Annotated in this window: 14 protein-coding genes and 1 pseudogene; 1 reads left to right on the top strand and 14 read right to left on the bottom strand. The window is 40.7% G+C overall.

From position 1 onward, the window contains the following. Window positions 1-8: 8 nt before the first annotated feature. From PAT01_RS02590 to PAT01_RS02540, 11 genes are read right to left on the bottom strand one after another with little or no spacing between them, the layout of a single operon-like run. Complete coding sequence (locus tag PAT01_RS02590; protein WP_138577007.1) at window positions 9-536, bottom strand: prepilin-type N-terminal cleavage/methylation domain-containing protein; 528 nt, start codon at window positions 534-536, stop codon at window positions 9-11. A 22-nt stretch (window positions 537-558) separates the two neighbouring features. Further along, window positions 559-1,143: a hypothetical protein gene (locus PAT01_RS02585; protein ID WP_024032498.1), complete on the bottom strand. Its 585-nt coding sequence runs from the start codon at window positions 1,141-1,143 to the stop codon at window positions 559-561. Window positions 1,144-1,148: 5 nt separating this feature from the next. Then, window positions 1,149-2,366, bottom strand: a complete 1,218-nt coding sequence (locus PAT01_RS02580; RefSeq protein WP_154944659.1) for a type II secretion system F family protein — start codon at window positions 2,364-2,366, stop codon at window positions 1,149-1,151. Next, window positions 2,353-4,080: a GspE/PulE family protein gene (locus PAT01_RS02575; protein ID WP_096738997.1), complete on the bottom strand. Its 1,728-nt coding sequence runs from the start codon at window positions 4,078-4,080 to the stop codon at window positions 2,353-2,355. The genes PAT01_RS02580 and PAT01_RS02575 overlap by 14 nt, the downstream gene beginning before the upstream one ends. Next, the gene (locus PAT01_RS02570) at window positions 4,077-5,267 is read right to left on the bottom strand and encodes a tetratricopeptide repeat protein (RefSeq protein WP_138577003.1); all 1,191 of its coding nucleotides are present in this window, start codon (window positions 5,265-5,267) and stop codon (window positions 4,077-4,079) included. Before PAT01_RS02570 ends, PAT01_RS02575 begins: the two co-directional genes overlap by 4 nt. Then, window positions 5,264-6,166 (bottom strand): ExeA family protein, encoded by a 903-nt coding sequence (locus PAT01_RS02565; protein WP_024032502.1) that lies wholly within the window; start codon window positions 6,164-6,166, stop codon window positions 5,264-5,266. The genes PAT01_RS02570 and PAT01_RS02565 overlap by 4 nt, the downstream gene beginning before the upstream one ends. A 2-nt stretch (window positions 6,167-6,168) precedes the next feature. Then, window positions 6,169-7,827 carry a pilus (MSHA type) biogenesis protein MshL gene (gene mshL, locus PAT01_RS02560; protein WP_024032503.1) on the bottom strand — a complete coding sequence of 553 codons (1,659 nt, stop codon included), beginning with the start codon at window positions 7,825-7,827 and terminating at the stop codon, window positions 6,169-6,171. Continuing rightward, the gene (locus tag PAT01_RS02555; RefSeq protein ID WP_064386227.1) at window positions 7,811-8,134 is read right to left on the bottom strand and encodes a hypothetical protein; all 324 of its coding nucleotides are present in this window, start codon (window positions 8,132-8,134) and stop codon (window positions 7,811-7,813) included. The genes mshL and PAT01_RS02555 overlap by 17 nt, the downstream gene beginning before the upstream one ends. After that, window positions 8,112-8,792: a hypothetical protein gene (locus tag PAT01_RS02550; protein WP_024032505.1), complete on the bottom strand. Its 681-nt coding sequence runs from the start codon at window positions 8,790-8,792 to the stop codon at window positions 8,112-8,114. Before PAT01_RS02550 ends, PAT01_RS02555 begins: the two co-directional genes overlap by 23 nt. Then, window positions 8,789-9,388 (bottom strand): PilN domain-containing protein, encoded by a 600-nt coding sequence (locus tag PAT01_RS02545; protein ID WP_154944657.1) that lies wholly within the window; start codon window positions 9,386-9,388, stop codon window positions 8,789-8,791. Before PAT01_RS02545 ends, PAT01_RS02550 begins: the two co-directional genes overlap by 4 nt. Continuing rightward, complete coding sequence (locus PAT01_RS02540; RefSeq protein ID WP_318299728.1) at window positions 9,385-10,215, bottom strand: MSHA biogenesis protein MshI; 831 nt, start codon at window positions 10,213-10,215, stop codon at window positions 9,385-9,387. The genes PAT01_RS02545 and PAT01_RS02540 overlap by 4 nt, the downstream gene beginning before the upstream one ends. 178 nt (window positions 10,216-10,393) lie before the next feature. Between PAT01_RS02540 and PAT01_RS02535 the strand changes: the two are divergent. After that, a pseudogene (locus PAT01_RS02535) lies at window positions 10,394-11,303 on the top strand (1-aminocyclopropane-1-carboxylate deaminase/D-cysteine desulfhydrase). Between the two features lie 138 nt (window positions 11,304-11,441). On the opposite strand, the gene PAT01_RS02530 reads toward PAT01_RS02535, so the two are convergent. The 3 genes from PAT01_RS02530 to arsB form a co-directional block, all read right to left on the bottom strand. Further along, the gene (locus PAT01_RS02530) at window positions 11,442-13,115 is read right to left on the bottom strand and encodes an EAL domain-containing protein (protein WP_154944655.1); all 1,674 of its coding nucleotides are present in this window, start codon (window positions 13,113-13,115) and stop codon (window positions 11,442-11,444) included. Between the two features lie 145 nt (window positions 13,116-13,260). Beyond that, window positions 13,261-13,677 carry an arsenate reductase (glutaredoxin) gene (gene arsC / locus PAT01_RS02525; protein ID WP_154944653.1) on the bottom strand — a complete coding sequence of 139 codons (417 nt, stop codon included), beginning with the start codon at window positions 13,675-13,677 and terminating at the stop codon, window positions 13,261-13,263. Between the two features lie 9 nt (window positions 13,678-13,686). Continuing rightward, on the bottom strand, window positions 13,687-14,703 hold the full coding sequence (gene arsB, locus PAT01_RS02520) for an ACR3 family arsenite efflux transporter (protein WP_029773089.1): 1,017 nt from the start codon (window positions 14,701-14,703) through the stop codon (window positions 13,687-13,689). Window positions 14,704-14,706: the final 3 nt, after the last annotated feature.

The following is a 14,706-nucleotide window of genomic DNA, read 5'->3' as shown; positions in this document are numbered from 1 at the left end:
TATGTAAATTAACACCCACTCGTGATAAGCGTAACAGTAGGAGGCGTAACAGATACAGGCGGCGTGCCGTCGTTTGCATCTGCAGCTTGTGTATACTCAATACGACAATCATCAGTTTGCACGTAGCTATTAGGGAAAATAATTGCTTTTTCATCAGCGGCAACTGCTACAAGATTAAAATCAGCAGAGTCATCAGATGCAAATTCAACATCTAAAAAAGCTTCAAAAGCTGCTTCTGTCGCTGCAGGGTAGCCATACACTGTAGGTACTGCATTCCCGGTATCAACAGTAACCGTTGCACTCGCTTTTTTGTGGTCACTTGCGATAATAGATTTACCATTAACGATGTTCATACCACTGCGAATTGAGCCTTGTAAACCTTCGAGTGTAGAAGCGTTAGCATCACCTTGCAGGTTTAAAAAACGAGGGGCAGCGGTCACCGCTAAAATACCTAAAATTACAATTACAATTATTAGTTCAACAAGCGTAAAACCTGCTTGCTTATTCATTGGTTGTTTTAATGACTGCGTTTTCATAAGTAAGCCTCTTTATAATTACTTAGTTTTTAAAAATTTGCACTTTGCCTGTTGTTGGAAAGTACGAAAACCCTACTTTTTTAGCCATAACGGCGCCATCGGTAGGTAGGTTATTGGTGTTTAAATTATGAGTTAAATAATAAATACACTGGTTGTTTTTAGTGTTATAACGCACTAAATAACTCACCTTGGTTATTATAGAAACCTCGGTACTTAATGTGCTTGTAGGCGCATCTTGTAAAATTACACTTAATACTTTTTGGCATTGCAGTGCAGTCATTGCGCTGGCCCGCGTATCAGTATTAGTCGTTTTATCACCCGTTGGTGTGCCTCTGTGTCCATCGACACCAACAATGACACCTCCGTAATTAATATGTGTTGTATTATTAACGCCCTTTGGACGCCCCGATAATTCCCACTGACCTTTGACCATCAACACCGCAGAGGCAAATCCACCAGCTACCACATCCACACTCGCATTGTGTGCCTGATTTTTAATGCCTATATATTGAGGTATAGCAAAAGCCATAATAACTGCCAGTAAAACAACTACTAAAACGAGCTCAAATAACGAAAAACCTGTTGCACGAACACGACCGTTAGTCACAATGGCTACCCTTTAATAGCCGACATCATGTTCCACATTGGCATAAAAATACCGAGTGCTAAAATAAGCACCATAATGGCAACAAACACCGTCAAAATGGGCTCTATTTTTGCGGTTAAACTGCGTAAATCGTAATCGACTTCTCGTTCGTAAAAATCAGCTGCTTCTTGTAATAACTCATCTACGCGACCAGTTTCTTCACCCACTGCTACCATTTGCAGTACCAACTGTGAAAATAGCTCGCTACTTCGCGAAGCCCGCAACAAACTATCGCCTTTTTCGATATCTTGACGCATGGTGATAATGGCTTTTTCCATGTAGCTGTTATCAACTGCATGGGCCGTTAACGACAACCCTGTCGTCATAGGGACGCCCGAGCGCAGCACCATGGCTAAACTTTGGCTATAACGGCCAAGTAAGGTGCGTTTTAAAATATCGCCTACAAATGGAATTTTGAGTTTGTGGTGATCCCACTTAAAGCGCCCAGCCGCCGTATTTAAATACCGACGCCATGCAACGACTCCCCCCACTAACATTAGCGCTAGCAGCCACCAATAATTGACAAAAAAGTTACTGGTGCCAATGAGGATCTGGGTCATTAAAGGCAGCTCTGCATCAAACTTTTCGAACATGCTGGCAAAGGTAGGGATCACAAAAATATTTAATATGATCATCGCAACTAAAAGCGCCAAAATAACAAAAGTGGGGTAACGCATAGCGGCTTTTATGCGCTTACGAGTCTCTTGCTCTTTTTCAAAATAAATAGCCAGTTGATAAAACGCATCTTCTAATCGTCCCGACCCTTCTCCGACTTTAACCATAGAGATAGTTAAGCGGCTAAACACCTTGCTGTGTATAGCTAACGCACTAGATAGTTCACGGCCTTGTTCGAGCTGGCGTGTTACCTCAAGCAATACACTTTTAAACTCTTTATTTTGCGTGGTATCAGCAAGCCCTATCATTGCCCTAATAATGGGGATCCCGGCTTTAAGTAAAGAATACATTTGCCGTGAAAACATGATCATGTCATCAAGGGTTATTTTTTCGCTAAATAGGTTATCGAATAACTTTATATTGTTTTTTGTTTCAACTAACGAAATTGAAATAGGTATGTACTGGCGCTTTAATAAGCTATCGGCCACACCGGCCTCATTATTTGCCTCAACACGCCCTTTAACCAGCGCACCTTTTGCGTCTTTGGCTTTGTAACTATAAAGCTGCATCGTCATCACCTACCACTTCAGGTACATATTCAGCCACTTTAAATACCTCATCTAACGAGGTAATGCCTTGCTTTGCATACGTTAAAGCCATATAAGAAAGCGGTGCAAAATTAGCGCTATTTTTAGCCGCTTCACCAAAACGCTGTGTGTCGTTAATACGCAGGGCATCCATCATAGCGTCGTTCATTTCTAACAGCTCAAAAATCCCCACCCTGCCTTTGTAGCCGCTATGGCTACATGCTGTGCAGCCTTGGCCTCGCCAAAACTGTGTGCTGCTAACATCTTCGCCTAAATACGTAAGCCAGCTTTGTTCTTGTTTATCTGGGTGATACGGTGTTTTACATTCATTGCAAATACGCCTAACTAAACGCTGAGCAATAATAGCGCGTAGTGAGCTTGCAACTAGATAAGCGGGTGCCCCCATATCAATTAAGCGCATTGCGCTTGATATAGCATCGTTGGTATGTAACGTAGAAAGTACTAAATGGCCTGTTAATGCAGCCCTTAGGCCTATATCAACGGTTTCTTGGTCACGCATTTCGCCAACCATAATAATATCGGGATCTTGGCGTAACGTGGTTCTTAATACACTGGCAAAACTTAAGCCTATTTTGTTGTTTATTTGCACCTGGTTTACCCGTCCAATGCGGTATTCAACCGGATCTTCTACGGTAATAATTTTACTTTCTTGTTGATTAAGCTCACTTAAAGCGCCATACAAGGTGGTCGTTTTTCCTGAACCGGTAGGCCCAGTCACTAACACCATGCCATGAGGGCGTTTTATAATGCTGCGCAGGCGTTTTAAAATATGCACCGGCATGCCCGTTTCATCTAACGATAAAAGCCCTGCAGATTGGTCGAGCAACCGCATCACAACTGACTCGCCATATTGCACAGGCATTGTCGATAAACGTACATCAATGCTGTGCGCGTGCACTTTTATATTAAAACGGCCATCTTGCGGTAAACGCTTCTCCGATATATCTAACCCCGACATAAGCTTTAGCCTAAGTACTAAAGCAGAGGCTATTTTTACTTGGTTTAATGTGTGCTCTTGCAATACACCATCAACTCGTTGGCGAATGCGTAATAGCCTTTCATCGGGTTCTATGTGGATATCTGAGGCACGTACTTGTACTGCATCTTCAAATATAGATTGCAGTAGTTTTACTACGGTGGCGTCAGAGGTTTCATCTGCTAAGGAATTAAGATCAAACTCTTCTACGTCTTCGTATTCTTCGTGTAGCTTTTCAGCAAAGTTAGTAATCTCTTCTGTTCGGCGGTACACATTATCAAACGCTGCCATAAGCTGGCTTTCTTGCACAACAGCAAGCTCAATTCGCTTAGGGGCTAGCATTGGCGCTAACTGATCCAATGCTCTCAAATCAGCGGGGTCACTCATTCCAACTAACACAGAATCCCCGTTATCTTCTATTACTAATGCTCGGTAGCGTCTGGCATAAACCTCTGAAAGTAATTTAGATACATCTGAAGATATTTTGCGCTGCGATATATCTAAAAACGGTATTTGTAATTGTTGGGCTAAAAAGCGCAATAATTGCGGCTCACTTATAAACTCAAGCGCAATTAATGTAGCCCCTAACTTTCGCCCTGACGCAGCTTGCACATTGAGTGCTTCGCTTAGCTGCGCTTCGGTGATCATTTGCTCATGAACGAGTAAGTCCCCTAAGCGCATTTTTAAACTGGGTCTCATACAGCCTCCTTCAATGCGACTAAGCGCTGTAGTGCATGTTGCGTCATTGCGGCATTTAAACCGCCTAAATCTAGGGCAACTTTATAAAGGTGCTTTGCATCAGCAAATTCCCCCAACGCATCTTTTGAAGTAGCTAACGCCAGCCACCACTTAGCCTGCTGAGGCTGAAGCTGTGTAAGCTGTGTAAAACTCGCAAGCGCTATTTGATGTTGCTGCGCATTTTGTGCTGCAGTACCTTTTAATAACCAAAACTCCAAGTTTGCTTGCGGCTCAAGTTCGGCTATAAGCAGTTTAAGTACGCCTTCGTACTCTTGTTGCATAATTAAAATTTTACTGAGCATTACACGCCACTGCACAACCTCAGGGTTTATTTTTATGCCAGCAACTAATAACTGCTGAGCCATAAGTACATCTTGTTGCTGAAAATACGTTGCCGCGAGTAAATTACGCGCCTCTATATGCTCAGGTTGTGTTTGTAAAATAGCGGTTAAATCGTTAATCGCATCATCATATAAAGCAAATTCCAACGCTTGTTTAGCACGCTTTAATTGCTGTGCTATGCGCTGGGCTTTGCTTTGTTTAACACTGGCAGTTTTTACTAATTTATTTTCAGCGGGCGGCTGCTTAGCCTGTGTAATGCTTTTTACTGGTGCACTGCTTTTTGCTTCAACTGGGGCATTTATTTCTGTGCTAGTGGCTACTTTAGCGCTTACTTCTGGGGGGCTTGCTTTTTTGCTCAGTAGCGCGGCTTTGTCTGCAGCGTGTAGCTGTATTACTTCGTCTTTTGGCTGATCAAGCAATGCGTTATTGCTTTGTACCTGCGCCAGCTCTTTTTGCGTATCTGCATTAATATGAGCTGCTTTAGCGCCAGTGTTTTCTTCGCTTAATTGTTTTAAGGGCTTAATTACGGGGGTAATTTTAGCTTGAGCAATTTCAATCGGCTGGCTGTTATTATTAACCGCATATGCTTTTTCAGCCGTGTCGCTACTCGCTTGTGGTGCCTGTGCAAAAGGTAAATAAAGGTAGGCTGTAAAAATTAGTACAATCGCTAATAAAACACTCAGCACTTTAAATAATACATCGTGGTAGTCGCGTACAGGGGGAATATCGACCCCACCACTTTGCTGATTACGCTGTGCAGTTTGGCGCTGGTCGATATTTTTTAGCATGTTATTAATAACACTCATAACCATTGCCTCCATACCCACATAATTGCAATAACAAAAACACTAATAGCTAATAAGCTGTAAGCCCAGTAATGGTTAGCATGGTGCTTTTTGCAATCTTCGGTGTCTGCAATGGCAAGATGTATATGGCGCGGCGTTACTCTTTTAAGGCCTTCACCGTATGCCTGCAGTAAAACTTTATGGCATAAAATATTGACCAAACGGGGAATTCCTCGACTCGCACGCGCTATTTTTAATCCTAAACGATTAGTAAATAGTGGTGGCTGATTAAAGCCTGCCACCTGTAAACGGTGATTAATATAATAAATAACTTCACTGGCGGTCATTGCACGCAATGAGTAGGAAAAACTGATCCGCTGGCGTAGTTGCCTCACTTTACTATTAGCAAGTTTTTCATCTAATTCAGGTTGGCCAAATAGCACCACCTGAATAAGCTTTTCGGTTTCGGTTTCTAGGTTTGTAAATAATCGAAGCGCTTCAAGTGTATCCCAACTCAAGCACTGCGCTTCATCTATTAGTAGTACAACCCGTTCGTTATCTTCTTGCAGCTCTAATAAGTAATGGTTTATTTGCTGACTTAACGATTGCTGATCTAGGCTTTTATCTACCTCCATGCCAAGTTCTACAGCAATAGCCCAACGTAATTCTTCAGGGCTTAAATAAGAATTAGGTAAATAAGCCACAAAGTAGTCTTCTTCAATTTGATTTAAAAGTTTTCTGCATAGTAAGGTTTTGCCTGTCCCTACTTCTCCTGTTACTTTTATAAATCCCTCCCCCATTTCTAGCGCTGTGGTAAGTACTTGCATCGCTTCGTGGTGCGGCTCAAGTGCACAAAAAAACTCGGTGTTTGGGGTTAAGGTGAAAGGCATTTCACTTAAATTAAAAAAGCTCAAATACATAGTTAGTTCTCATACCATGTATTTAACAGCGCGCGGCTGTGAGCTTGTTGCTTTTTCCACGTGTCGGGCATCACCACCGTTGGCTTGATTAAAATAACGAGCTCTTTTTTCTCTTGGCGCTTACTAATACTTTTAAATAAATTACCTAATATTGGCACATCGCCCAAAATAGGTGTTTTCGATTCTTCATCTTCTGTGGTGGTTTGCATTAACCCACCAATTACGACTATTTCACCACTTTGAGCGCGGATCACCGTATCAGATTCACGAATATTGCTTTGTGCAAGCGGCAACTCAAAACGCTGATCATCTAATGTAATCACCTTGAGCTGCTCTTCTGTTTCAGTTACCGATGGGTGAACGTGTAAAATAACTGAGCCATATTTATCAATTTGTGGTGTGACATCTAAGGCAATTCCCGAAAAAAACGGAGTTAGATCTATTTCTGGTGACGTAGTCGTTGAGGTGCCCGTTACTGTTGTGCTCGAAACGTTAGTAACAAAGTACTCATCTTGCCCCACTTTAATCACGGCTTTTTGATTGTTTGTTGCAGTTACACGCGGGTTAGAAAGCATTTGCAGGTCGCCCTGCGTTTCAAGCAAGCTAATTACGCCGCTAAAGTCGCCTTTTTCAATCGTTAACGAGGAGACCCCTCCTAAAGTAGCTGAAATAGAATTACCTATGCTGCCTGCTGTTGTTGCAAACGACACCCCTCCTTCTAACCCTCTAGAAATTCGCTCCCAGTTAACCCCTTGTTGGTATTCATCTTTTAAAGTTATTTCGACAATTTTAGCCTCAAGAATAACTTGTCGCTGAAGGTTTTCTTGGCTTTGACGTAAAAAGTCTTTTAACTGGTTTATTTCACTGGGTAATGCATTAACCGTAACCAAGCTTGCCTGTGGGCTGGCAACTACATAACGGCCATCGTTTGAACCAATAAGTGATTTAAGAGCAAGCTCAAGCTCCTTCCAAAAGTCGTTTTGGTTAATTGTTTGGATGCGAGAGCCATTTAGCTCGGTATTTTGATTATCGCTGCCAAACTGATTATTTTGGCTCGAATTATTACTACTGTTTGAGCTTGAATTTGAACTTGAGTTGTTTTGTGAAAACTGGCTCACTCCACCAGCAACAACACTTACCGTTGATTGCCCATGGCGCTGCATCATTAAATAATTAACCGGTATAGTTTCTGTGCGCATGACCGCTGGTAACACCTGCACAATACGACCTTCTTGGACAATATCTAACGGGTACATGCGTTTAATAACAGCTATAACTTCTTCAAACGTTACGTTTTTTAAATTTAAAGAAATAACTCCGCTCACCTTTGGGTGTACTGCCACGCTGTATGGAGTATCAGCAGTTAATCCATTAAAAAATGAGCTTATTTCTACCTCTTTTGCGGCAACATCAAAACGCTTTACAGCTAACTCATTTGTTAAACTTTGCTCGCTATTAAGTGATGAAAGTAAGCTTTGTGTAAGCGCGCTACTCACCTCTACCGGGGCAACACTTTTAGCATTATTGCTTACAGGAGCAAGCTCTTGTGCTATGTGTGGCTGAATCTCTTTTCCGGGCTTAAAACTATGGCACGCCGTTAAAAAAGGCGGTATTAAAATAAGCGCAAGCCATGGCTTTGTTATATTATTTTTTAATTTCATAGTCGTATAATTCTAATTTTATTTGCTTATCATCATTCGCTAACAACACTGAATTGGCGTTTATTGTTAGCACCCGAAATTCACCTATTACATCTCCTGGCTTATACACCTGCTTAGAAATAATCGCTTTGTATTGCTTTTCGGTTTTAATAATTGACTGTAACGACAGCGCTGTATTGCTAACTGCAGCGCCTTTTAGTATTGGTGCATTGCTTGGCTGAGTAGGATCGCGCAGTATTTCAGCTGAACTAACAGAGAAAAAACACACGCAACATACACACAAACTATAAAGCGATAAATTTTTCATTGGCACTCACCGTTGCTATTTGTAATGTTAACTCTGCATTAGGGTATGTTTGCACCTGATAGTTAAACTGCTGTATTAACAACTTTTGTTGGCTAGCTTTAAGGCCTTCTAAATACTGCTGTAAGCTAAAATAACGCCCCTGCAAAGTAACCACCATTTGGTGTTCGAAAAACAAGGTTTGCGTATCGTGCTCACCGAGTTTTTCTACATCAATTGCTTTTGCTGGGTTTACTCTAAAGCCAACCACTTGCACATCGGGGGTATTTACTAATAAATCCTTTAATACAGCAGGTACTTTGTTTGCTGAAATAAAGCCTTGGCTAAACGTGCTTAACTTATTATTTATATCTTCTAGCTCGCGCTGGGTTTGCCCTACCTGATTTCTAAGTACTTTTGTGTAGTCATGCTCTAATGCCTGGGTAAGCATAGAGAGCTGTGCTTCATTTTGGTTGAGTTTTTGCCACAATGTATTTTGTTCCACGCGTAAACTATTTACTGCATCTTGCTGTGGAAACACCACAAACCATAAACCTAAATAAACAATAAGAAATAAGCCAACAAACAGTACAGAATACTTTTCCCGCTGCTGTAATGCCGCAAATTGTGCTTGGTATTTAACAAATAATGGCCAGCCTTTATTTTCATTTTGCTCATTCATTGTGTTACCTCACTTGAACTAAGTTCTGTAGCCACATTAAACTCGCTCACGCCATCACTGCTCGACAGCTCCAGCACTGAAAACTCCTTCCCTTTGAAAAAGCTCGAATGCTTGAGATTAGCAAGCCAAATAGGTAAAAATTTAGCTTGCTGAGTACGCCCTTTGAGTATTACTTTTTGGCCTTCAAATTTTATCTGATCAAGCCAAATTTGCGGCTCGTGGTACGCTGCCAAATCGCGCATTACATCGGCATAATCCGTTTTCGTGTGCATGGATGTGTTTTCTAAATAATCAAACACCTGCTGTTTATGCAAAATTTCTTGTTGCAGTACTTTTAGCTCATCTATCAAATGCGATTTATTTTGTTTATCAGCTAATCGCTGCTTTACCACGTTTAATTGCTGCTGCGTTTGCTTTAGATAAGCTTGGCTTTGCGTAAGTAATTGCTGGCTACTGTGCTCTTCGTATAAATAAAACAACCAAGTTAATGCAACCACTAACAATGTACCTAGCCACAGCAACAGCATTCCTTTAAAGGGCACGGGGTCGCGCCTAACCCTAATGGCTTTTTGGTAAAAATTAATCCGTGTTTTCATAACACTGAATCCGGATCAGTTAATTGATACGCTGCGCCTAATGCGTAATAAAAGCTTGGTTCGAGATCCTGTGCTAAATCTATATTAGGTTTAAAATCAACAACCTTTACTTGCAAAAATTCTGCAAGGCCAGCCCTTAATGTTAAAGACGATAAATCATCGCAATGCAGCTGAATGCTTCTGATAGGAGGCTGTTTTAGTTGGCTTTCAAAAAAATCCATTGAGCGTTGGATCTCAAGCCCTAAGGCTTCAACCAAACCGTGTGTACGCTCTTTATCTGAAATGCCTAAAAACCCGTTTAAACGCCTAGCTAATAAAAGCTGACCATCACGAATAATTAAAATACGCGGCTCATGCCCTGCATGTTGCACTATAAGCATGTGCGCGCTTTTATCTTCGCCAAACAAGGTCACTAAAATCATTTCTTCCGAGGTCATTGCTCTGAGCACAGGCTTTATTTTTGAAAAGCTATCAATAAAAGGCAGTAACTGTAGTTTATTAGTAATAAACACATTCATTTTACTGCTTTGCATAGGCTGAATAATGGGGTAATCGATAAAGTCGGCAACAATGTTCTCTGGTGGAATATCAACTAAGTCTTTTGTTGTCCATGGTAGGGATTGAATGATCTCTTCGTCACTCAGCATGGGTTTATCCATTTGCACTATTTGATAAAAATAATGAGGAACCACTAAATTTACAGGGCACACCTCAGCGCAAACTTCATTTGTGCAAGTTGCAATAGCGACTGTATAATCCGTTTGGTCCTCTACATTCACACTGTGTGAGTTATGTACGTACCACTGCCCTTGTTTTTTTTTAAACACACCGCGTTTACTGTATCTGCATAAGTAGCAATACCAATCGCTGTGCTTGAGTCTAAACTGCGATTTAACCAAGATAACAACGAAAACAGCTTTTTTTTCATATAGCTACTATTGTTAATAAGAGATTAATTAAGTGTCGTACAAGATTGTTAGTTTGCAAGTTTAAACGCGAGAAATAATGCTTAACTTATTTAATATTGAAAAAGAAAGTCCAATACAACAAATAGATAGCGACTGTCTAAAAAAGAGAAACATACGGTTAAGTATAAAAAGAGATGACTTACTTCACCCGCTAATAAGTGGTAATAAATGGCGTAAGCTAAAATATAATTTACAGCAAATGCAAGCCCTTAATAAAACACAACTACTCACCTTTGGGGGGGGCTTTTTCTAATCATGTTCACGCCTGTGCAGGGGCGGGTAAACTATTTAATATAAAAACCCACGCCATAATTAGAGGGCCACACTTAGATACCCAAAACCCCACCCTGCAATTTGCTAAACAGTGTGCAATGGATTTACATGCGGTTACTCGTATTGAATATAAGCAGCGCCATGACCCTGATTATTTAGCCCAGTTGCAAGCACGCTTTATGCACGCCTATATAATCCCTGAAGGTGGAAGTAATACATACGCCCTGCCTGGGTGTGCTGAGCTTGCTAAAAGCTTACCAAAGCATGATTACTTAGTATGTCCCACAGGAAGTGGAGGAACACTTGCAGGCTTAATTGAAGGTAGCTATGAGGCCACACAGCTGTTAGGAATTGCGGTATTAAAACAAGCCGAGTACTTGAACAAAGAAATTACAGCACTCAGTAAAAAAGCAGCTCAGCAATCCAATTGGCAGCTACTTACTGAGTTTCATGATGGCGGTTATGGCAAATTTAGTAATGACTTATGGCAGTTTTGCCAACGCATGCAGCAGCAACATAACTTACCTCTTGAGCCTATATACAGCGGTAAAATGATGTATGCACTATGGCAACTTATCGAGCAAGATTACTTTGCTGCTGGTAGTCATATAATGGCGATTCATACAGGCGGTTTACAGGGGCTCAATGGGCTAAAATACCGTGGCCTGATCTAGGGCTATTAACCTCTGGGCATTAAAACATGCTTACTTAAGGCCAGTTTAACCACGGTGCAATGTGTAACCTAGTGAGCTCTACAACCGCTGCTAGAGTGGCCCTTTTGGCTGTACTTAGCTTAAAAGGATTAACTGCCCTTAGTAAAACGTGGCATGTGTGTATTCCTGCAAGGGCTCAGAAAAGTAAAAACCTTGTGCGGCAACTACGCCTAGTTTAGCCAACATAAGTAGCTCTTTTTGGGTTTCTACACCCACCGCGTACACAGGTATATTGAGCAATTTGCTTTGCGCCACAATGTTTTTAACTTGTTTTTGCTGTTGTGTTTTTTCATCCACATTATGAACAAGCGGATACCCTAGTTTTATACCGCTAACTAATTTTTGAGAAGCAATTTGGTTAATGTGCTCCACATTCTGTACATTATCAATCACCAGCAAACTTTGTAGGGCTGTAAGTTTTTCAAAGGCACCTGCTAGTTGCGCTTGGTACTTAATAAAGTCTGCTTCGCTAATTTCAAACTGTAACTTTCGCTTTGTCGTAAAATCTTTCATATTGGTGACAAACCAGTTCCAAAACTGCTCGTTAAACCAATTACTTATATGCAAATTAACGCTTACCGTTAGAGCACTGGGCTCAGCTAAAATAAGCTTTTTAACTTGAAGTAGCACCGCTTTATCTAACTCAAATGCTTGGTGATTGTTAAAGTCTTGATTAATAAAGTAACGCGCAGCTAATAAACCGTGCGGTTGCTGCCTAATTCTTATTAGCACTTCATGTTGTACAATATCGCCGCTGGTGATCATAAATAACGGTTGAAAGAATAAGATAAATTTATTCTTTTTAATATTTTCAATAACCTGCTTACTTGAAATTAAGTTCCCTTGCTCGTGCTGTAACGCGAGCCTATGCCAGTGTTGAATTAAGCTTTTTTCTGAAAATACTAAGGCCGATTTAGCGAGTTTAAAAATAACGGGTTGCTCAGCCGCATATCGATAATCGCACAAACCAACCTTTATGTTTTTACGTGTTACTGTGCTTCGATAACGCTTACAAATTTGATAAACGCATTCGTGTAGGCTTTCACTGTATGTATCTAGCTTTGCTACAGGGATATTATTTAAAGTAATAGCAAGGTTGTTAGCATCAAATACATTAACTGATACTGCAGGAAGCTCTTTAAAATATTTTGCTATCAATACCTTAAAGCTTGCTTGGGTATCGGTATTTTCATCAAACACACAATCACATTTCACTATGGCAAATAAGCTATGACGCGCTGCACTAACACCGTACATAGACTTTACTTCGCAGTTTAATGTGGTGATTTGCGTAGAAAGTTTTTTTGCTGCTTTAGTTTTGCTGTAAGGCAATGGCATGTTCGCTGCCGGTTTTTTTACTAATACTTTCCACCATCTAACCCACCAGCTAGTGGCACCTAATATAATGATATTTAATAATAAAAATAAGTAGGCTTGCTCCACCCAGGCAGGCCAGTGGTATAAACTTATGCTGAGCGTTTTATAGCTAAATACATCGTGCTGTATATCAACTAAGTATTTGAAGTGTTCAGCATTTGAGTGTGCAGCCAGCATAAAGCCCTTACTTTGCACCAATGCCTGCACTATTTCTTTATCGGCATTGGCATTAATTTGCAGCTCAAAAATTTGCTGTGTTAACTGCTGACCATTTTTATGAATTTTTTTATGGAGCGTATCATTTAAAAGCACATTAAAAATAATTACCACCAGCGTGAAACTGGTTAAGTAAATTATTTTTTTTTGCTCAGCAATTTTTATTAAGGCTTTATGCATAGTGCTCTCTGTGGCAACGCGACTATTTAAAGTGTTGTTCAAAATAGTCATTAGCACAAGCAGGCAAAGCAAGTTTAAATGTTTATAATTTTGCTAAACAAAAAAACCCCGTGTAAACGGGGTTTTGGCAAATAGTTTATTACTTTTAGGGTTGCTCGCCCTGCGCGTTTAATATCATTTCGCCGTCTTCTTTGTATAGCTCGCCTTTAGGCCATTGCGCTAATAGCGTTAAAACTTGCTCACTAGGGCGACATAGCTTAACCCCTTTTTCGGTGCACACTATAGGTCTATTAACCAGTATAGGGTGCTCAAGCATGGCCTCTAAAATAACTTCGTCTGTTACATTTTCATTTAACAAGCCGAGTTCTTCAGCAGGCGATTTACTCACTCTCAACGCTGTTTTTGGTGTTAAGTTTGCTGCGGCAAATAACGCTAACAATTGAGGTTTTGTCCAGCCCTCTTTAAGGTATTCAATAACCGTGGGGTTATAGCCAGCGGCTTTAATAATCTGCAATACATTGCGCGAAGTACCACAATCAGGGTTATGATGAATAACGACCATGACACTCTCCTAGTTAAACCAATGACGCGTTTTATTAGCAAAATAAACTAAGCTAAGCATAACGGGTACTTCAACAAGAACGCCCACAACGGTGGCAAGCGCAGCACCAGAGTGTAAACCAAATAATGAAATGGCTACGGCAACAGCGAGTTCAAAAAAGTTAGAAGTTGCAATCATGCAAGCTGGAGCTGCAATATTATGAGCTAGGCCCATTTTTTTTGCGGCTATATAGGCTATTGCAAAAATACCGTACGTTTGAATAAGCAGCGGAATAGCAATCAATACAATGGCTTCTGGATTATCTATTAATGTTTGAGACTGAAAACCAAATAAAAGTGCCACCGTTGCCAGTAAGCCAATTATAGAATACGGTTTCATTACCTTTAAAAAGTGATTTAACCGTGTGTGATCTTCACCTTTATCTAACTTTTTGCGGGTAATAGCGCCTGCTATTAATGGAATAAGTACATACAAAACCACCGAGAGTAATAACGTGTCCCACGGTACCGTTATGTCTGTTACCCCTAGTAATAAACCTGCGATGGGCGCAAAGGCAAATATCATAATAATATCGTTGATAGATACCTGCACTAACGTGTAATTAGCATCACCTTTTGTTAATTGACTCCACACAAACACCATTGCAGTACATGGTGCTACTCCTAATAAAATCATACCGGCTATGTATTCTGTTGCCGTTTGTGGATCAACAAAGTCTGCAAAAATGCCTTTAAAAAATAACCACCCTAGTAAGGCCATGGTAAAGGGCTTTATGAGCCAGTTGATAACGACTGTCAGTACTAAGCCTTTAGGCTTTTTGCCTACATCTTTAATAGAAGAGAAGTCAATTTGCACCATCATTGGGTAAATCATAAACCAAATGAGTACAGCGATAACAATATTTACATGTGCATATTCTAAGCTTGCAACAACACTAAATACATCGGGTACGGTGTAACCGGCGACAATCCCTACCGCGATTGCCAGCGCAACCCACACCGATAAAAAGCGTTCAAATAACCCCACAGT

This window comes from Pseudoalteromonas atlantica, assembly GCA_007988745.1.
Taxonomy (GTDB): domain Bacteria; phylum Pseudomonadota; class Gammaproteobacteria; order Enterobacterales; family Alteromonadaceae; genus Pseudoalteromonas; species Pseudoalteromonas atlantica.
Note: the sequence above shows the minus strand (reverse complement) of the source record. Positions and strands in the feature narration are given on the sequence as shown.